Below are 16,973 nucleotides of genomic sequence, written 5' to 3' on the forward strand. Positions count from 1 at the left end.
CCCCTCGACGCACGTACGATCAGGAGATGCGCCCCTTCATGTCCTCGCCCGCCCAGCTCGCTTCGCTGGAAGGGCAGCAGTACCTCGTGCTGCGCCCGACGAGGGCCGTCTCGGACGTCTACCGCGCCGAGCAGAAGTCCGCACTCGGCCGGATGGACGCGCCGCATCCGCACACCGAGCACGTCACGCTCCGCGCCTTCCACGAACCCGAGCGACGCGATGAGCTGCTCTCGCTGATCCGCGAGTGGGCGGTCGCGCAGCGTCCGATCGAGGTCGTCGCCGAGGCCGTCGACGTGTTCCCGACGCCGTGGCAGATCGTGATCCTGCGACTGACACGCACGTCATCCCTCGTCTCCGCCTACGCGAACCTCAGCGCCGCACTCGAGTCCACCGACTTCCGTCGCCTCGATGAGCGCAGCACGGAGGAGTGGACGTTCCACCTCTCGGTGATCTACGCGAAGACCCTGTCGGTCGCAGCCTGGACCGAGCTGTCGCACAAGTCTCGCCGTTCGCTCAGCAAGCGCCCCGCAGAGACCATCTCCGAAGCGGAGTTCGTCTGGTACGAGAACGGCGTCGAGCACTCCGAGGTCATCCCGTTCGGACTGCGCTCGTTCCGCTGACCCGGGATCAGCCGGTGGTCGGTCGGGCGGTCTAGCTCAGGCCCGAGTAAGCGTGCAGGCCCTTGAAGAAAACGTTGACGATCGTGAAGTTGAAGAGCACGGCCGAGAAGCCGACGATCGCCAGCCAGGCCGAGGGGTTGCCGCGCCAGCCGCGCGTCGCACGGGCGTGGATGTATCCGGCGTAGAGCACCCAGATGACGAAGGTCCAGGTCTCCTTGACGTCGAAGCCCCAGAAGCGGCTCCAGGCGTAGTAGGCCCAGATGGATCCGGCGATGAGGGTGAACGTCCAGAGGATGAACCCGATGATCGTGAACCGGTAGGCCATGCTCTCGAGGCGGTCGGATCCGGGGAACGTGCGCAGGAACCCGGGGCCGGTCTTCTCAGCGCCCTCGGAGATCAGGCGCTCCCGACGGGACTGCATCAGCTGGATCACCGAGAGCGAGAACGCGAGAGCGAAGAACGCGGTGCCCAGCGAGGCCACGAAGACGTGGATCACGAGCCACACGCTCTTGAGCGGGTCCATCAGCGGCGACACGTCGACGTAGAAGTTCGTGGCGGCGAGGCCGAGGAGGATCACGACGAGGCCCGTGATGAACGTGCCGAGGAAGCGAAGGTCGATGCGCGTCAGCACCACGAGGAACACCGCGACGATCAGGAGCGTGCCCATCATCGCGAACTCGTACAGGTTCGCCCACGGCACGCGGCCGGCGGCGAAGCCGCGTGTGAGGGTCGCCGCGAGGTGGAAGACGAATGCCAGGACGGTCAGCGAGGTGCCGATCCGGGCCATCACGAATCGCTGCGGAGCGGCGTCCGAGTCGGATGCCGCAGTGGCGCCCTTCGCTGCCTTGCCTCCGCGTGCTCCGGCGCCGGCACCGACGAGCTCGAACTCGCGAACGCTCGCCGAGTCGGCCGACAGCTGCGACCGGCGGGCGAGATCGAAGGCGAAGGCCACGAAGGCCGCCGCGTAGATCGCGATCGCCGTCCACAGCAGGATCGGCGAGATCACTTCGAGGTCGAACATGATGTCAGTCTACTTTCGGGATGTCGGATGCGGGGCGGTCGGGGTCGCCCTCGGATTCGGTCGCAGGGGTCGTGCCCGGCTCGATCTCGGACTCGTCAGAAGGAGCCGCGGGCGCGCCTGAACCCTCGTGTTCCTCGGCATCCTCAGGCTCGGGCACAGCCGCGGTGACTCCCGCCGCATCGAGCAGTCGGGCGTGACCTGCCACGAGGTCGTCGACGGCCGTGGCGAGCGTCGGGTCCTCACCACGGGCGAGACCGGCGTATTCGATCGAGACGGCGCCGTCGGCGGCCGTGGCTTTGACCCACACGCGGCGGCGCGGGATGAACAGCGCGAGCATCAGGCCGCCGAGGGCGAGCAGCGCGAAGCCCAGCACCCAGGGGCCGGAGGCATCGCGGTGGATCTGCAGAGACGCGAAGCGCTTGACCGACTGAGAGGCGTCGGTGGCGCCCGCCGGGGACTCGTCCTCGAATGTGACGGTCCCGAGGCCGTTCGGCAGGTCGGCCGTCTGTCCGGGGGTGAGCTCGATCGACTCGAGGTCGGTCGTGCGCCCCGTGACCTTCGTCATGCCGGTCGTGTCGAGCACGTACACCGACCGCGGGATGCCCTCGTTGATGCCGAGGTCGCCCGTGTACACGTCGAGCGTGAGAGTCGGGTTCGTCAGCTCCGGGAAGCCCGAGACGAAGGCGCCCGTGTCGAGCGCCGCCGTGGTCGGGTAGAAGAAGCCGACCAGGCCGACCTGCTCGCTCAGACCGTCGGGGATCTTGATGACACCCAACGAGGTCATGTTGTTGTCCTGCGGCAGGAACGGCGTGCTGTTCGTGAACACGACGTCACCGTCGGCATTGCGCACGGTGACGGTCGGCGCATAGCCGTTGCCGAGCAGGAAGACGTTGTCGTCTGCGACCCCGAGCGGCTCGTTCACCTTGACCGACCCGGTGCGCTCCTCACCGTTCTCCTGCACCGTGACGTTGGCCGAGAAGTCGCCCGCCTGTCCCGATCCGGGCTCGCCGAACGGCTGGTAGGTCACGTCGAAGCTGTCGAGGCGCATCGAGTAGGGCGCGAGTGCGCCGTCGCTCACGAAGCGTCCGCGGTTCATGGAGTCGTAGTCGAGCAGGGTGTTCGCGAAGGTCTCGCCCTCGACCAGCACGCGCTGACCCGTGTAGGCGAATCCGCCGCCGACGCCCACCGTGATGAGCACGCCGACGAGCGCGAGGTGGAAGAGCAGGTTGCCGGTCTCGCGCCAGTAGCCGCGCTCGGCCGAGACCGACGAGGATCTCTTGTCGTCGTAACGCTCGACGCGATACCCGAGGGCCTTGAGCTGCTTCTGCGCGATGTCGATCGACGCGGCAGCCTCGGCAGGAGCATCCGTCGACGTGCGCTCGACCGCGCGGAAATCGGCGAGTCGCTTCAAACGTGCGGGCGTGCGCGGCGGTCGAGCCTGCAGAGCCTTGGCGTGGTGGCGGATGCGCGGAATGACGCAGCCGACGAGCGAGGCGAACAGCAGCAGGTAGATCGCCGAGAACCACGGCGACAGGTAGACGTCGAACAGCTTCAGGCCGTCGAGGATCGGGAAGAGATCGGGGTTGTCGCGCTCCCACTGCGTGACGCCGTTGGGGTCGGCCATCCGCTGGGGGAAGATCGAGCCGGGGATCGCCGCGATAGCGAGCACGAGGAGCAGGATCAGCGCCGTGCGCATGGAGGTCAGCTGACGCCAGCCCCAGCGCAGCCAGCCCACGAAGCCGAGGCGGGGCTGGGTGATCGACTCTTCGCCGTCGACGTGGTCTGACGGTCGGAGCGGATCGCTCGACCTGTCGGTAGTGCTGCTCACGTCATCCTTCCGATGCGTCTTCTTCTGATCAGAACGGGAGGGGGACACTGCTGATCACCGCCGTCAGTCTCGACATGATGTCGGTCCAGAGCCCGGTCACCATGAGCACGCCGAGGACGATCAGCAACACGCCGCCGATGATGTTCACGACGCGGATGTGGCGACGGAGGAACCCGATCGTCTTCGTGGCCCACCCGAATCCGAGGGCGACGAGCAGGAACGGGATGCCGAGGCCGAGCGAGTAGGCGAGGCCGAGGAACCCGGCGCGCACCGGGTCGCCGGCGTTGAACGAGAGCGCGATGATCGCTCCGAGCGTCGGTCCCATGCACGGCGCCCAGCCGATTCCGAGGGCGACTCCCAGCAGCGGTGCGCCGATGATGCCCACCTTGGAGTCGACGTGGAAGCGGATCTCTCGCTGCGCGAACCCGAAGGCCCCCAGGAAGATCAGGCCCATGACGATGATGAAGGCGCCGAGGATGCGGGTGATCAGATCGCCCCAGCGGATGAAGAAGACTCCGAACGTGCCGCTGAGCACCGTGTAGAGGATGAAGACGACGGTGAAGCCCAGGATGAAGAGCAGCACGCCGAGCACGAGCCGGCTGCGGGCGGGAGCCTCGATCGTCGAGACGCCGGTGCCGTCTGTCGTGTTCGCCGCGCGACGCGGCGCGACCGCTCCCCCGAGGAACCCGAGGTAGCCCGGCACGAGCGGCAGGACGCACGGCGACAGGAAGGAGACGAGGCCGGCGAGCATCGCGACCGGGATCGCGAGCCAGAGGGCTCCCGATCCGATGATGGCTTCGGGGTTCACGCCGCTCCCGAGAGACTCACGAGTCCTCCGCGAGCGCGTCCTTGACGAGCGTCGAGAGGATCGAGGTGCCGTCGATGGGGCCGATGATGCGCGCGGCGACCCTGCCCTGCTTGTCGAGCACGAGGGTGGTCGGCGTCGCCTGGATCGGCACGGATGACGAGAAGGCGAGCTTCGCCTCGGCCGTGTCGACGTCGATCAGGCTCGGGTACGTCACGCCGAACTCGGCGGAGAAGGCCTTGGCGGTGTCGGCCTGGTCGCGGGTGTTGATTCCCAGGAACGCGACGTCGTCGCCGCCGTGCTCCTGCCACACGCTCTCGAGGTCTTCGGCCTCGACGCGGCACGGCGCGCAGCCCGCGTACCAGAAGTTGACGACCGTGACCTTGCCCGCGAGCTCCGAGCTCGAGAAGTCTTCACCGTTCTCCGTGACGCCGCCGAACTCGGCGACCGGCTCACCGCGGTCGGCGACGGGGATCTCGACGATCGCTCCGTCTGCGGCCACGTATCCCGGGTTGTCACCGCTGAGGAACGAGTCGTTCACGGGATCAGGAGCGCAGGCGCTCAGACCGATGGCGAGTACCGCGGCGAGCGCGACACCGACCGCGCGGCGAGAAGGCCGGATGCGGGAGGAGCGGCCGCTGCGGATCGGACGGACCGTCGAGGCGAGTGGCACGATTCCCAGTTTACGCAGGGGTTCCTATGCATGGGCCGGACGCCCGAGGGCCGCAGAACACCGGTCAGAGGCGCGCCAGCACGTCGTCCACACTCGCCCGGAAGCGAGGGCAGGTGGCGATGTCGTGCGAGCGGCATCCCATCGCATGCTCGGTCATCTCGCGCGAACGACGCATGTCCTCCATCCGCCTGTCGAGATCATCCAGATGCTGCTGAAGCACCTCGTGACGCCCCGCTGCCCCGTCATCGAGAAGCACGGCGATCTGGTCGAGCGTCATGCCGGCCGCTTTGCTCCGCTGGATCACCGCGATACGCACGACGTCGTCCTGTCCGTATCGGCGGCGACCGGCGGCATCGCGAGCAGGCGTCAGCAGCCCCACTGCCTCCCAGTGCCGCAGCACGTTCGTCGGCAGCTCGAAGCGGGCGGCCACCTCGCCGACGGACCAGGGGCTCTCGACACTTGACTTCATGTTGACATGAAGTCACAGACTGGGGGCGAACGCAAGCGCGACCCCTCGGAAGGACCCCACATGTACGACGCGATCGTCATCGGCGCAGGCCCCGCCGGCCTGCAGGCGGCACTGACACTCGGACGGATGCACAGGAGCACCCTGCTTCTCGATTCCGGTGAGTACCGCAACGGCACCGTGCGGCACATGCACAACGTGGTCGCGAACGACGGCACTCCCCCTGCGGAGTTCCGCGCCACCGCGCGAGAGCAGCTCGCCGAGTACTCCGACGTCGAGATCCGCGACGTCGGCGCGCAGACCGTGACCGCGGTCGAGGGCGGATACGCCGTCCAGCTCGCCGACGGGGATGCGGTCGATGCGCGCCACGTGATCCTCGCCACCGGAGTCGCCGACGACCTCCCCTCAGTACCGGGGCTGCAGGAGCTGTGGGGCACGAAGGCTTTCAGCTGCCCGTTCTGCGACGGTCATGAGCATGCGGGCCGATCCATCGGCATCCTCGGGCCCGCTCCCCGCGCCGAGCACCTGATCGGTCTTCTCGGACGCATAGTCGGCGACATCACCGTCTTCCCCGTGGAGGCCACATTCACCGCCGACGAAGCCCGGACGCTCGAAGAGTTGGGCGCGCGGGTCAGCCCGGAGCCCGTGACCGCAGTGGCCCCGGACGCCGACGGCGTGCGCATCACCACGGAGTCCGGCGAGCACTCCGCCGCCGGCGTCTTCGTGGCAGCAGGCGCCATGCGGCACCGCGCGCCCTTCGCCGACCAGCTCGGACTGCAGATGCTGCCGTCGGGATCGATCGAGGTCGACGACTTCGGTCGCACCTCGCTGCCCGGTGTCTTCGCCGCAGGAGACCTCGCGCACCGCGCATCCCTGCCCGGTCCGATGGCGTCCGTACTGCTGGCCGCCGCGGCAGGTCAGATGGCGGCGGTCGGGGTCATTCAGTCGCTGATGGCCCCCTGACCCGCAGTCGCCCTTGACCCCCTGACCGGTAGTCGCTGATGACCCCCTGACCCATACGAATCGCGCACTTTGCGGATAGGGAGCCCCGTGAGCCGCCAAGTGCGCGACTCGAACGCGGAGGCGGTCAGACCGCTCCGACGTCGACCGCGCCCCCGGTCGCCGCAGGCTCGGCATAGGCGACCTCACGCCATACGTCGCCGACGAGCTCGAACGACGTGACGCTCGACAGCGCGCAGCGGCGGGTGCGCGGATCGTGCCGGAGGGGCAGACCAGCGACCCTGAGGTGCGTGATCCAGATCGGCGCCTGGTGCGACACCATCACGACGTCGCCGCCGTTCGCGGCCTTCCAGGCCTCACCCATCGCGCTCAGCATCCGCTCGGCGATCGACGAGTACGGCTCGCCCCAGCTGGGAAGCGCCGGCTGCCGCAGATGCCACCAGTTGAGCGGGTTCATCAGCGAGCGCCGCATCTGCGTTCCTTCGAACACGTTGGTCGGCTCGATGATGCGGATGTCGATCTCGGGCAGCAGATCGAATCCGGAGGCGAACGGCTCCGCCGACTCCTGAGCACGCTCCAACGGAGAGGAGTACAGCGCGGCGACCGGCCTGTCGAGCGAGGCGACGTGGTCGGCGGCCGCCTGGGCCATCTTCCGGCCTTCCTTGCTCAGGTGATAGTCGGGCAGCCGGCCGTAGAGCACGCGCTTCGGGTTGTGCACCTCACCGTGGCGGACGAGGTGCAGTCGCGACGCCACCATGTCAGACCTGGCGGTAGCGGGATTCGCCGAAGCCGATGATCAGATACCCGATGTAGGGGAAGACGAACAGCAGGAAGAACGAGAAGAACCCGCCCTTTCCGAACCGTTCGCCGAGCTTGATCGCGACGATGATCCCGAAGATGAAGCCCACGATCGGGATGATGTAGAGCAGCGCGAGCCAGCCCGACATCCCGGCGATCTTGACGAGGAACACGATGTTGACGAAGGGGATGATCGCGAGGATGCCGGGGTATCCCGCCTTCGTGAACACCTTCCACAGGCCGATCACGACGAGGACGTAGAAGGCGAGCGTGATGAGGCCCGTCGTGCCGGAGAAGATCTGGGCGTACAGATCCGAGATGCCGTTGGAGTCCATGGTGACCCTTTCGCTGGTCGAGCGGCTGTCGTGGCGATCCTACTGAGCGATATGCCGGGGGCGGAGGAGGCGCCACCTGCGCACGTAGAATGGGCGGGTTCATCATTTCCCAGATCAGGAGGAATCCTCCGTGCTTCGCACCCACTCGGCAGGCTCACTGCGAGCCGAGCATATCGGTCAGACCGTCACCCTCTCGGGTTGGGTCGATCGCCGTCGTGATCACGGAGGAGTCGCATTCATCGATCTTCGGGATGCGTCCGGCATCGCCCAGGTCGTCATCCGCGATGAAGAGGTCGCGCATCCGCTGCGCAACGAGTTCGTCCTCAAGGTCACCGGCGAGGTCTCGCGTCGCCCCGAGGGCAACGCGAACCCGAACCTGCCGACCGGCGACATCGAGCTCATCGCGACCGACGTCGAGGTGCTGAACGAGTCCGCTCCCCTGCCGTTCCAGGTGTCGACCGCTGTCGCCGACACCGAGACGGTCGGTGAAGAGGCGCGTCTCAAGTACCGCTATCTCGACCTGCGTCGCCCCGCCGCTGCATCCGCTCTGCGTCTGCGCTCGAACGTCTACAAGGCCGTCCGCGACGTGCTGCACGGCGAGGACTTCACCGAGGTCGAGACGCCGACGCTCACGCGTTCGACCCCTGAGGGCGCTCGCGACTTCGTCGTGCCCGCTCGCCTGCACCCCGGCAGCTGGTACGCGCTGCCGCAGTCGCCGCAGCTCTTCAAGCAGCTGCTCATGGTCGGCGGCGTCGAGAAGTACTACCAGATCGCCCGCTGCTATCGCGATGAGGACTTCCGCGCCGACCGTCAGCCGGAGTTCACGCAGCTCGACATCGAGATGAGCTTCGTCGACCAGGAAGACGTCATCGCGCTGATGGAGTCGCTCATCCAGGCGATGTGGAAGACCATCGGCGTCGAGGTGCAGACCCCGCTGCCGCGCATGACCTACGCCGAGGCGATGGCCAAGTACGGCTCGGACAAGCCCGACCTGCGGTTCGGGCTCGAGCTCGTCGAGGCGACCGAGTACTTCAAGGACACCCCGTTCCGCGTGTTCCAGGCCGAGTACGTCGGCGCCGTCGTCATGCCGGGGGGCGCGAGCCAGCCCCGCAAGCAGCTCGACGCCTGGCAGGACTGGGCCAAGCAGCGCGGCGCCCGCGGCCTCGCCTATGTGCTCTTCAACGAGGACGGCTCGCTCGGCGGCCCCGCCGCCAAGAACCTGTCCGAGGCCGAGCAGGCAGGGCTCGCGGACTTCGTCGGCGCATCCGCCGGCGACTGCGTGTTCTTCGCCGCAGGGTCGACCAAGGAGAGCCGCGCTCTTCTCGGCGCCGCCCGCGTCGAGATCGGCCGCCGGCTGGGCTACCTGAACCCCGACGAGTTCGCGTTCACGTGGGTCGTCGACGCTCCGATGTTCGAGCCGGCAGCGGATGCCGTCGCATCCGGTGACGTCGCCGTCGGCGCCGGAGCCTGGACCGCCGTGCACCACGCGTTCACCGGCCCGAAGCCGGAGTTCCAGGACACGTTCGACACCGACCCCGGTTCGGCCCTCGCCTACGCGTACGACATCGTGTGCAACGGCTCGGAACTCGGCGGCGGATCGATCCGCATCCACCGCGAAGACGTGCAGAAGCGCGTGTTCGAGGTCATGGGCATCAGCGACGAGGTCGCACAGGAGCAGTTCGGATTCCTCCTCGACGCGTTCAAGTTCGGCGCCCCGCCCCACGGCGGAATCGCGCTCGGCATGGACCGCGTGCTCCAGCACCTCTCGAAGACCGAGTCGATCCGCGACGTCATCGCGTTCCCGAAGTCCGGCAACGGGTTCGATCCGCTGACGGCGGCCCCCGCTCCGATCACGGCCGAGCAGCGCGCAGAAGCTGGCGTCGACTTCGAGCCCGAGGACGACGAGGCCTGACCCTCGCACTCAGAGGCCCTCTCTCGCTCAGGCGGGAGGGGGCTTCTTCGTCTGCCCTGCCCGCGTCGTGCTGCACATGCAGTCCGCACAGGTCACAAGTCCGAATGCGCTCCGGAAGTCCTTATCGCACCGATTCGCACCTGTGAAGCGCAATCGGACTTGCGGGGCGCACGCACACGGGCGAATGCTCAGCGCAGCGTGGCGAGCGCCGGCGCGATGTTCTCGTTCCACACGTCGACTCCGAGCTTCGCGATGAGGGCGACCACCACGACGAGGAACACCACTCGGATGAAGGTCGTGCCGCGTGAGATCGCCATGCGCGAGCCGAGATAGCTGCCGGCGACGTTGGCGACCGCGAGGATGCCACCCAGCAGCCACAGCACGGCGCCGTGCGGGATGAACAGCAGCAGCGCGCCGGTGTTCGTGGCGAGGTTCACGATCTTCGCCTTCGCGCTCGCCTGCAGGAAGTCGTAGCCGAGCAGCGCCACGAGCGAGATCACCAGGAACGTGCCGGTGCCTGGGCCGATCAGACCGTCGTAGAAGCCGATCACGAGACCTGACAGCCCCGCCATGATGTGGTGCTTGTGCCCACTGAAGCGCAGCCGCGTCGCGGCGCCCATCTGCGGGCGGAAGGCTGTGAAGAGCGCGACGGCGAGCAGCGCGACCACGATGATCGGCTTGAACGCGGCGGCAGGGAGGACGGTGGCGACGGCGGCTCCGCCGAAGGATCCGACGAGTGCGATCGCGGCCATCGGCAGAGCGGTGCGGATATCGGGTTTCGCGCGCCGGTAATAGGTGACGCTGCTCGTGGCCGTGCCGAAGACCGAGGCGAGCTTGTTCGTCGCGAGCGCCTGGATCGGCGAGATGCCGGGGATCAGCAGCAGAGCGGGGAGCTGCAGCAGCCCTCCCCCGCCCACGACGGCGTCGATCCACCCGGCCGCGAATGCCGCGACGACCACGAGGATCAGCGTGCCCCAGGTGAGCTGCTCGAGCCCGAGCACACTGCCGATGTCCATCCGTCCAGGATGTCAGACTGGGCGCATGCTCGACGCTCTCCCGCTGCCCTTCTCCATCGATTCCCGAGCGGGAGTCGCGACCCTGCGCAGAGCCGTCGTCGGCGACACGGATGCGATCATCACGCTGCTCTCGGACGACCCGATCAGCGCCTCGCGAGGCGACGTCGCCTCGGTCGCGGATCGCCCCGCCTACGCATCCGCGCTCGACGAGATCCTCACCGACCCGTCGAACGACCTGCTCGTGGTCGAGCTCGACGGAGCGGTCGTCGGCACGCTGCAGGTGACGTCGATCCCCGGGATGGCCCGCCGAGGCGCGAAGCGCCTGCTCGTCGAGGCCGTGCGGGTGCGCAGCGACCTGCGCTCCGCGGGCATCGGGTCGGCTGTGATGCGGTGGGTGTCGGATGACGCCGCACCCGCTCTCGGCACGGCGATGGTGCAGCTCACCTCGGATGCCGCACGCACCGATGCGCACCGGTTCTACGAACGACTCGGCTATGTCGGTTCGCACGTCGGCTTCAAGTACTCGGTGCCGCAGGGCTGAGCGCCGCTCCGACCCGCCACGACCCGGACATCTCTCGTTCACCCGGGCCGCTGCGATCGGCAACCCTCGGCTCATAGTGTCCTCTCGCAACCCGAATCCGGCTGACAGCGCCGGGCACCGAGAGGACCCTGATGACGAACTTCCACCGCCGCGCGCGCATCGGCGCGGGCATCGCCCTGTTCACGACCGCTGCGCTCGGCCTCACCGCCTGCGCCACGGGTGCGGAGACGCCCGCCTCCGGCAGCGACGCGGTCGACGCCGCGTCCGCGACCTCGGTCGAGGACTTCGGCTCGTTCGCCGACCTCGAGGAGGCCGCCAAGGCCGAAGGCCAGCTCAACGTCATCGCACTTCCGCGTGACTGGGCGAACTACGGCGAGATCCTCGATCTCTTCGCCGAGAAGTACCCCGAGATCACGATCAACGAGGCATCGCCCGACGTCTCGAGCGCCGAGGAGATCCAGGCGGCCGAGACGAACGAGGGTCTCGACACCGCACCCGACGTGTTCGACCTCGGCCTCACGGTCGCGCTGCAGAACACCGACGTGTTCGCGCCGTACCAGGTGCAGACCTGGGACGAGATCCCCGACGCTCTCAAGGAGCCGACCGGTCTCTTCGTCGGCGACTACGGCGGATACATGTCGATCGGCTACGACTCCTCGAAGTTCGACGCTCCCGAGTCGCTCGACGATCTGAAGGACGCCGCCTACAAGGGCGCCGTCGCCATCAACGGCGACCCGACCCAGGCCGGTGCGGCCTTCGCTGCCGTGGGCCTCGCCACGGTGCAGTCCGACGGCACGCTCGACGACTTCCAGCCGGGCATCGACTTCTTCTCCGACCTGCAGAAGGCCGGCAACCTGCTCAAGGTCGACGTCACCACGGCGACCGTCGCGAGCGGCGAGACCCCCGTCGTCTTCGACTGGGACTACCTGAACGCGGCGCACGCCACCGACAACAAGGACTGGAAGGTCGTCGTCCTCGACGGCACCGGCTACGCGGGCTACTACAACCAGGCGATCAACAAGGATGCCCCGAACCCCGCCGCCGCACGCCTGTGGCAGGAGTTCCTCTACAGCGACGAGGTGCAGAACCTGTGGCTCAAGGGCGGTGCTCGACCGGCTCGTATGGAGGCCATGACCGAGGCCGGCACGATCGACGCCGACCTGGCAGCAGCCCTTCCCGAGGTCCCGAGCGAGACCGTCGTTCCGACCGAGGAGCAGTCGACGAACGCCGGCACCCTCCTCGGCGAGAAGTGGGCAGCGGCGGTCCAGTGACCTCTGCCGCCACCACGACGGGGGCGGATGCCACGGCATCCGCCCCCGTCTCCCCCGCAGCGCACGGCGCTGGGCCTGCGACATCGTCGCGGGCCCAGCGCTCCGCGCCGTCCATCGCCTGGCTCGGTCTCGTACCGTTCGCGGCATATGTGCTGCTCTTCCTCGCCGTGCCGACCGTTCTCGCGATCGGGTCCGGCTTCTTCACCGAGGACGGGAGCTTCACGTGGTCGAACGTCTCCGCCCTCGGTGATCCCGTCGTCCTCAACACCTTCGCGAACTCCGCCGGACTGTCGCTGCTGACCGCCGTCGTCGGGGCGATCGTCGGAGCACTCGTCTGCTATGCCCTGCTCGGCATGAATCCCGACGGTGCCGTGCGCTCGACCGTGGATGCCGCTGCCGGCGTGCTCGCCCAGTTCGGCGGTGTCATGCTCGCGTTCGCGTTCATCGCCACGATCGGCATCCAGGGCGTGCTCAAGCTCTTCCTCCAGGACTCCTTCGGCATCGACATCTACGCGAACGGGACCTGGCTGTACGAGCTTCCCGGGCTCATCCTGCCGTACATCTACTTCCAGATCCCGCTGATGGTGATCACCTTCATGCCCGCCCTCGCGGCGCTCAAGCCGCAGTGGGCCGAGGCGAACCTCACTCTCGGCGGCACGCGCTCGAGCTTCTGGGTGCGCATCGGCATCCCGGTGCTCGCCCCCTCGTTCCTCGCGAGCCTGCTGCTGCTCTTCGCGAACGCCTTCTCGTCGTACGCGACCGCCGCGGCTCTCGCCAGCCAGGGGTCGCAGATCGTGCCTCTGCAGATCCGCGCGTCACTCACGAGCGAGACGGTGCTCGGCCGTGAGAACCTGGCCGGCGCCCTTGCGCTGGGCATGATCGTGATCGTGGGAGTCGTGATGGCCCTGTACTCGCTCATCCAGCGCCGGGCAGCGAGGTGGCAGTCGTGAACCGTCTCGGCCCCTCCCTCGTGACCCGCTGGATCGTCGGCGTCCTCGTCGGAGCGTTCTTCGCGATCCCCCTGGTGTCGACCTTCCTGTATACGCTGCGCCAGACCGACGGCACCCTGGGTCTCGAGCGCTGGGTGGCGCTGTTCGACCCGACGAAGTCCGCAGCGATCAAGCCGATCTGGATGGGTCTGGGCAACTCGCTCATCCTCGCCGCGGTGACTGTCGCGATCGTGCTCCTGCTGCTCGCTCCGACCATGATCCTGGTGAACCTCCGCTTCGCGAAGCTCAAACCGCTCTTCGAGTTCGCCGTCCTGCTGCCGATCTCGATCCCCGCGATCGTGCTCGTCGTCGGTCTCGCCCCGATCTACCTGCAGATCGGTCGAGCACTCGGCACAGGGACCTGGACCTTGGCCTTCGCGTACGGCATCACCGTGCTGCCCTTCGCGTACCGCTCCATCCAGGCCTCGATCGACGCCGCCGATCTGCGCACGCTCGCGGAGGCCGCGCGCTCACTCGGCGCCAGCTGGCCGACCGTCGTGCTGAAGGTGCTCGCCCCGAACCTGCGTCAGGGCCTGCTGGCCGCCTCGCTGATCTCGATCGCGGTCGTGCTCGGCGAGTTCACGATCGCCTCGCTCCTCAACCGCCAGGTGTTCCAGACGGCCATGGTCGTCGTGCAGAAACAGGACCCTTATGCCCCGGCGATCTTCACCCTGCTGGCGCTGCTGTTCGTCTTCCTGCTGCTCCTCCTCATCGGCCGCGTCGCTCGCGGCACCGGAAAGGCCCGCTCATGACACTCCCCCAGACCGCCGACAACATGCTGCTCGCCGAGGCGGGCGAGGGCACACGCGTGCAGTTGCAGGGCATCGTGAAGAGCTACTCGGGCACCACCGTGCTGCACGGCGTCGACCTCGACATCGCCCCCGGTGAGTTCGTCTCGCTGCTGGGGCCCTCGGGGTGCGGCAAGACCACGCTCCTGCGGGTGCTCGCAGGTCTCGAAGGTCTCGACAGCGGCGCGGTGCTGCTCGACGGCGGAGACGTCTCTCGCGTGCCGACGAACAAGCGCGACATGGGCATGGTCTTCCAGTCGTACTCGCTGTTCCCGCACCTACGCGTCGCGGAGAACACCGCGTTCGGGTTGCGTCGACGAGGCGTCGGAAAGAGCGAGGCCGCGAAGCGCGCGCTCGACGCCCTGGCGCTCGTCGGGCTCTCCGACTTCGCAGACCGCTTCCCTCACCAGCTCTCGGGTGGACAGCAGCAGCGTGTGGCGCTCGCGCGCGCACTCGTCACCGAGCCGAAGGTGCTGCTGCTCGACGAGCCGCTCTCGGCACTCGACGCGAAGGTGCGCGTGCAGCTGCGCGACGAGATCCGCCGCATCCAGCTGCGACTCGGCATCACCACCGTGTTCGTCACCCACGACCAGGAAGAGGCCCTCGCGGTCTCCGACAGGATCGCCGTGATGAACTCCGGGAGGATCGAGCAGATCGGCACCCCCGAGCAGCTCTACACGACACCGTCGACTGCGGGAGTGGCCGCATTCGTCGGCTTGTCGAGCGTCGTCTCCGGCGTCGCCGAGGGCGACCATGTCGTGGTGTGGGGTCAGCGACTTCCTCTGCAGTCCCCGGCCGACGGCCCCGTCGACGTCTACCTGCGCCCCGAGAACGTGCACTTCGCGTCCGAGGCGGATGCCGCGACAGATGCGCTCGTGCAGGAGAGCACGTTCCTCGGCAGCATGCGGCGCACGCTCGTCCGCACGGAGTCCGGTGAGCTGGTGCGTCTGCAGCACTCCCCCGGCATCCACCCGGCGTTCGGCGATCGAGTGCGGATCGCCGTGGCGCCGGAGCCCGTGGCGGTGCATCCTCGAGGCTGAATCGTGCTCTAGCCCTGGGCCAGTACTCCGGGATACCGTGATCGTCGAGGGCGTAACTCCCTCGATCCGTCAGAGAAAGGACGCCTCATGGCAGGCAAGTTCGAGCTGTACACCGACAGTGCCGGTGGTCACCGGTTCCGTCTGAAGGCCGGCAACGGTGAGGTGATCGCGTCGAGCGAGAGCTACTCCTCGAAGGCCGCCGCGTTGAACGGCATCGACTCCGTCCGCCGCAACGCCGCGGATGCCGAGGTCGTCGAGGCCTGACGCACCACACGACACTTCATACGAAGACCCCCTCCTGCTGATTCAGCGGAAGGGGGTCTTCGTATGAAGCGGGTCGAGAGACCGAGAACTCAGAGCACGCGGGCCAGGAAGTCCTGTGTCCGCGGATGCTGCGGATTGGCGAGCACCTCGCGCGGGTCGCCCTCTTCGACGATGTGCCCGCCGTCCATGAAGATCAGACGCGATCCGACCTCGCGGGCGAAGCCCATCTCGTGCGTGACGACGAGCATCGTCATGCCCTCGTCGGCGAGCGAGCGCATCACCTGCAGCACCTCGCCGACCAGTTCGGGGTCGAGCGCAGAGGTCGGCTCGTCGAAGAGCATCATGTCGGGATTCATGCACAGCGCTCGTGCGATTGCGACACGCTGCTGCTGACCGCCCGACAGGTGTCCGGGAAAGGCATCCGCCTTCTCGGCGAGCCCGACGCGTCCGAGCATCTCCTTCGCCACCCGCTCAGCCTCAGCCTTGGAGCGCTTCTTCACGCGCTGCTGCGCGATCATGAGGTTGCCCATGACGTCGAGGTGCGGGAACAGGTTGAAGCTCTGGAACACCATGCCGATGCGGGTGCGCACGCGGTCGATGTCGACATCGGGGTCGGTGATGTCGATGCCCTCGATGAGCACCTTGCCACCGGTCGGCTCTTCGAGCAGGTTCACCGAGCGCAGCAGCGTCGACTTGCCGGATCCAGAGGGCCCGATGATGCAAACGACCTCTCCGGCGGAGACGGTGAGGTCGATGCCCTTGAGCACCTCGTTGTCGCCGAAGCTCTTCACGAGCCCCTGCAGGTCGATCGCGGGTGCGTGGACGTCAATCAGATCGGTGATCATCGCTGCCTCGACATCCTTCGTTCCAGGTACGCGCTGAAGCGCGTGAGGGGGATCGTCACGATCAGGTAGAGGGCCGCCGCCATGATGAGCGGCGTACCGTTCGCGTTCTGCGTGCTCGCGTCACGGGCGAAGTTCGTCAGCTCCTTCGACCAGATGAAGGAGCCCGCGACGAAGAGCAGCGAGGTGTCCTTCAGCAGCAGCACGAACTCGTTCGTCAGCGGCGGGATGATGATGCGGAAGCCCTGGGGCACCACGATCCAGAAGGTGGTCTTCATGGGAGACATGCCGAGTGAGCGAGCCGCCTCCGTCTGTCCCTTCGGAACCGCCTGGATTCCCGCTCGGATGGTCTCGGCCATGTATGCCGATGCCACCAGGATCAGGCCGATCAAGCCGAGCACCACAGGCCCGCCGAGCTTCGTTCCCGGCACACCGAGTCCGATCGGCAGGATGAAGGCGATGGCGAAGATCGTGAGGATCGCGGGTAGTCCGCGGAACAGCTCGATCCACGCCGTCGCGATCCATCGGAAGGGTCCGATGCTCGACAGCTTCAGCAAAGCCAGCACGATGCCGAGCAGCAGGCCGCCGGCGAAAGCGACCGCAGTGAACCACAGCGTGTTGACGAGCGCGGTGGTGATGATGCCCGGGAGCATCTTCGCCGCGATCTCCGGGTTGAAGTACAGCTGCGCGATCCGCGGCCAGTCGGTGCTGACGATCAGCCATACGGCGACCGCGATCAGCACCGCATAGACGGTGTACCGATACAGCTTGCTCTTCGTGGTGCGCCTCAACGCCATTGTCAAG

19 protein-coding genes are annotated in these 16,973 nt (G+C 67.6%); 9 read left to right on the forward strand and 10 right to left on the reverse strand.

All coding sequences use genetic code 11. From position 1 onward, the window contains the following. Positions 1 to 26: 26 nt before the first annotated feature. Positions 27 to 620 carry a 2'-5' RNA ligase family protein gene (locus tag ACQ4LY_RS01210; protein WP_431074179.1) on the forward strand — a complete coding sequence of 198 codons (594 nt, stop codon included), beginning with the start codon at positions 27 to 29 and terminating at the stop codon, positions 618 to 620. A 31-nt stretch (positions 621 to 651) separates the two neighbouring features. On the opposite strand, the gene ccsB is transcribed toward ACQ4LY_RS01210, so the two are convergent. The 5 genes from ccsB to ACQ4LY_RS01235 form a co-directional block, all read right to left on the reverse strand. Next, positions 652 to 1,641 carry a c-type cytochrome biogenesis protein CcsB gene (ccsB, locus tag ACQ4LY_RS01215; RefSeq protein WP_431074180.1) on the reverse strand — a complete coding sequence of 330 codons (990 nt, stop codon included), beginning with the start codon at positions 1,639 to 1,641 and terminating at the stop codon, positions 652 to 654. Between the two features lie 4 nt (positions 1,642 to 1,645). Beyond that, entirely contained in the window at positions 1,646 to 3,469 is a 1,824-nt protein-coding gene (resB, locus tag ACQ4LY_RS01220) for a cytochrome c biogenesis protein ResB (protein WP_431074181.1), read from the reverse strand. Between the two features lie 28 nt (positions 3,470 to 3,497). After that, on the reverse strand, positions 3,498 to 4,277 hold the full coding sequence (locus tag ACQ4LY_RS01225; RefSeq protein WP_431074182.1) for a cytochrome c biogenesis CcdA family protein: 780 nt from the start codon (positions 4,275 to 4,277) through the stop codon (positions 3,498 to 3,500). 16 nt (positions 4,278 to 4,293) lie between these two features. After that, positions 4,294 to 4,947, reverse strand: a complete 654-nt coding sequence (locus ACQ4LY_RS01230; protein WP_431074183.1) for a TlpA family protein disulfide reductase — start codon at positions 4,945 to 4,947, stop codon at positions 4,294 to 4,296. A gap of 64 nt (positions 4,948 to 5,011) precedes the next feature. Further along, positions 5,012 to 5,416: a MerR family transcriptional regulator gene (locus ACQ4LY_RS01235; protein ID WP_431074184.1), complete on the reverse strand. Its 405-nt coding sequence runs from the start codon at positions 5,414 to 5,416 to the stop codon at positions 5,012 to 5,014. Positions 5,417 to 5,422: 6 nt separating this feature from the next. Between ACQ4LY_RS01235 and ACQ4LY_RS01240 the strand changes: the two genes are divergently transcribed. Continuing rightward, complete coding sequence (locus tag ACQ4LY_RS01240) at positions 5,423 to 6,376, forward strand: NAD(P)/FAD-dependent oxidoreductase (RefSeq protein WP_431074185.1); 954 nt, start codon at positions 5,423 to 5,425, stop codon at positions 6,374 to 6,376. Between the two features lie 124 nt (positions 6,377 to 6,500). Here the strand turns inward: ACQ4LY_RS01240 and ACQ4LY_RS01245 are convergent, their stop codons facing one another. Both ACQ4LY_RS01245 and ACQ4LY_RS01250 read right to left on the reverse strand, forming a co-directional pair. Continuing rightward, entirely contained in the window at positions 6,501 to 7,130 is a 630-nt protein-coding gene (locus ACQ4LY_RS01245; protein WP_431074186.1) for a histidine phosphatase family protein, read from the reverse strand. Position 7,131: 1 nt separating this feature from the next. Further along, complete coding sequence (locus ACQ4LY_RS01250; protein ID WP_431074187.1) at positions 7,132 to 7,506, reverse strand: DUF5684 domain-containing protein; 375 nt, start codon at positions 7,504 to 7,506, stop codon at positions 7,132 to 7,134. A gap of 130 nt (positions 7,507 to 7,636) precedes the next feature. Here ACQ4LY_RS01250 and aspS point away from each other — a divergent pair, with 130 nt between their 5' ends. Then, the gene (aspS, locus tag ACQ4LY_RS01255) at positions 7,637 to 9,418 is read left to right on the forward strand and encodes an aspartate--tRNA ligase (protein WP_431074189.1); all 1,782 of its coding nucleotides are present in this window, start codon (positions 7,637 to 7,639) and stop codon (positions 9,416 to 9,418) included. A gap of 188 nt (positions 9,419 to 9,606) precedes the next feature. Here the strand turns inward: aspS and ACQ4LY_RS01260 are convergent, their stop codons facing one another. Further along, the gene (locus ACQ4LY_RS01260) at positions 9,607 to 10,434 is read right to left on the reverse strand and encodes a sulfite exporter TauE/SafE family protein (protein WP_431074190.1); all 828 of its coding nucleotides are present in this window, start codon (positions 10,432 to 10,434) and stop codon (positions 9,607 to 9,609) included. Positions 10,435 to 10,459: 25 nt separating this feature from the next. Here ACQ4LY_RS01260 and ACQ4LY_RS01265 point away from each other — a divergent pair, with 25 nt between their 5' ends. The 6 genes from ACQ4LY_RS01265 to ACQ4LY_RS01290 all read left to right on the forward strand — a co-directional run bounded on the left by ACQ4LY_RS01265 (position 10,460) and on the right by ACQ4LY_RS01290 (position 15,327). Continuing rightward, on the forward strand, positions 10,460 to 10,975 hold the full coding sequence (locus tag ACQ4LY_RS01265) for a GNAT family N-acetyltransferase (protein WP_431074191.1): 516 nt from the start codon (positions 10,460 to 10,462) through the stop codon (positions 10,973 to 10,975). 131 nt (positions 10,976 to 11,106) lie between these two features. Next, a complete protein-coding gene (locus tag ACQ4LY_RS01270) occupies positions 11,107 to 12,246 on the forward strand; it encodes an ABC transporter substrate-binding protein (RefSeq protein ID WP_431074192.1) in 1,140 nt (379 codons plus the stop codon). Then, a complete protein-coding gene (locus ACQ4LY_RS01275; protein ID WP_431074193.1) occupies positions 12,243 to 13,196 on the forward strand; it encodes an ABC transporter permease in 954 nt (317 codons plus the stop codon). Before ACQ4LY_RS01270 ends, ACQ4LY_RS01275 begins: the two co-directional genes overlap by 4 nt. Next, positions 13,193 to 13,987: an ABC transporter permease gene (locus ACQ4LY_RS01280; RefSeq protein ID WP_431074194.1), complete on the forward strand. Its 795-nt coding sequence runs from the start codon at positions 13,193 to 13,195 to the stop codon at positions 13,985 to 13,987. The genes ACQ4LY_RS01275 and ACQ4LY_RS01280 overlap by 4 nt, the downstream gene beginning before the upstream one ends. Further along, positions 13,984 to 15,063 (forward strand): ABC transporter ATP-binding protein, encoded by a 1,080-nt coding sequence (locus tag ACQ4LY_RS01285; RefSeq protein WP_431074195.1) that lies wholly within the window; start codon positions 13,984 to 13,986, stop codon positions 15,061 to 15,063. Before ACQ4LY_RS01280 ends, ACQ4LY_RS01285 begins: the two co-directional genes overlap by 4 nt. An 87-nt stretch (positions 15,064 to 15,150) precedes the next feature. Further along, a complete protein-coding gene (locus tag ACQ4LY_RS01290; RefSeq protein WP_431074196.1) occupies positions 15,151 to 15,327 on the forward strand; it encodes a YegP family protein in 177 nt (58 codons plus the stop codon). Positions 15,328 to 15,416: 89 nt separating this feature from the next. Here the strand turns inward: ACQ4LY_RS01290 and ACQ4LY_RS01295 are convergent, their stop codons facing one another. Then, complete coding sequence (locus tag ACQ4LY_RS01295; protein ID WP_056309438.1) at positions 15,417 to 16,172, reverse strand: amino acid ABC transporter ATP-binding protein; 756 nt, start codon at positions 16,170 to 16,172, stop codon at positions 15,417 to 15,419. Then, a complete protein-coding gene (locus ACQ4LY_RS01300; protein WP_431074197.1) occupies positions 16,169 to 16,966 on the reverse strand; it encodes an amino acid ABC transporter permease in 798 nt (265 codons plus the stop codon). Before ACQ4LY_RS01300 ends, ACQ4LY_RS01295 begins: the two co-directional genes overlap by 4 nt. Positions 16,967 to 16,973 lie beyond the last annotated feature (7 nt).

Origin of the sequence: Microbacterium phyllosphaerae (assembly GCF_050628115.1) — a bacterium.
Lineage (GTDB): Bacteria > Actinomycetota > Actinomycetes > Actinomycetales > Microbacteriaceae > Microbacterium > Microbacterium phyllosphaerae_A.

Bases quoted from the DNA above. Each gene is read 5' to 3' on its own strand.
- ACQ4LY_RS01210 (WP_431074179.1), top strand. From the start codon at position 27: ATGCGCCCCTTCATGTCCTCGCCCGCCCAGCTCGCTTCGCTGGAAGGG.
- ACQ4LY_RS01265 (WP_431074191.1), top strand. From the start codon at position 10,460: ATGCTCGACGCTCTCCCGCTGCCCTTCTCCATCGATTCCCGAGCGGGA.
- ACQ4LY_RS01300 (WP_431074197.1), bottom strand. From the start codon at position 16,966: ATGGCGTTGAGGCGCACCACGAAGAGCAAGCTGTATCGGTACACCGTC.
- ACQ4LY_RS01240 (WP_431074185.1), top strand. From the start codon at position 5,423: ATGAAGTCACAGACTGGGGGCGAACGCAAGCGCGACCCCTCGGAAGGA.
- ACQ4LY_RS01285 (WP_431074195.1), top strand. From the start codon at position 13,984: ATGACACTCCCCCAGACCGCCGACAACATGCTGCTCGCCGAGGCGGGC.
- ACQ4LY_RS01245 (WP_431074186.1), bottom strand. From the start codon at position 7,130: ATGGTGGCGTCGCGACTGCACCTCGTCCGCCACGGTGAGGTGCACAAC.
- ACQ4LY_RS01235 (WP_431074184.1), bottom strand. From the start codon at position 5,416: ATGAAGTCAAGTGTCGAGAGCCCCTGGTCCGTCGGCGAGGTGGCCGCC.
- ccsB (WP_431074180.1), bottom strand. From the start codon at position 1,641: ATGTTCGACCTCGAAGTGATCTCGCCGATCCTGCTGTGGACGGCGATC.
- ACQ4LY_RS01290 (WP_431074196.1), top strand. From the start codon at position 15,151: ATGGCAGGCAAGTTCGAGCTGTACACCGACAGTGCCGGTGGTCACCGG.
- ACQ4LY_RS01295 (WP_056309438.1), bottom strand. From the start codon at position 16,172: ATGATCACCGATCTGATTGACGTCCACGCACCCGCGATCGACCTGCAG.
- ACQ4LY_RS01270 (WP_431074192.1), top strand. From the start codon at position 11,107: ATGACGAACTTCCACCGCCGCGCGCGCATCGGCGCGGGCATCGCCCTG.
- ACQ4LY_RS01260 (WP_431074190.1), bottom strand. From the start codon at position 10,434: ATGGACATCGGCAGTGTGCTCGGGCTCGAGCAGCTCACCTGGGGCACG.
- ACQ4LY_RS01250 (WP_431074187.1), bottom strand. From the start codon at position 7,506: ATGGACTCCAACGGCATCTCGGATCTGTACGCCCAGATCTTCTCCGGC.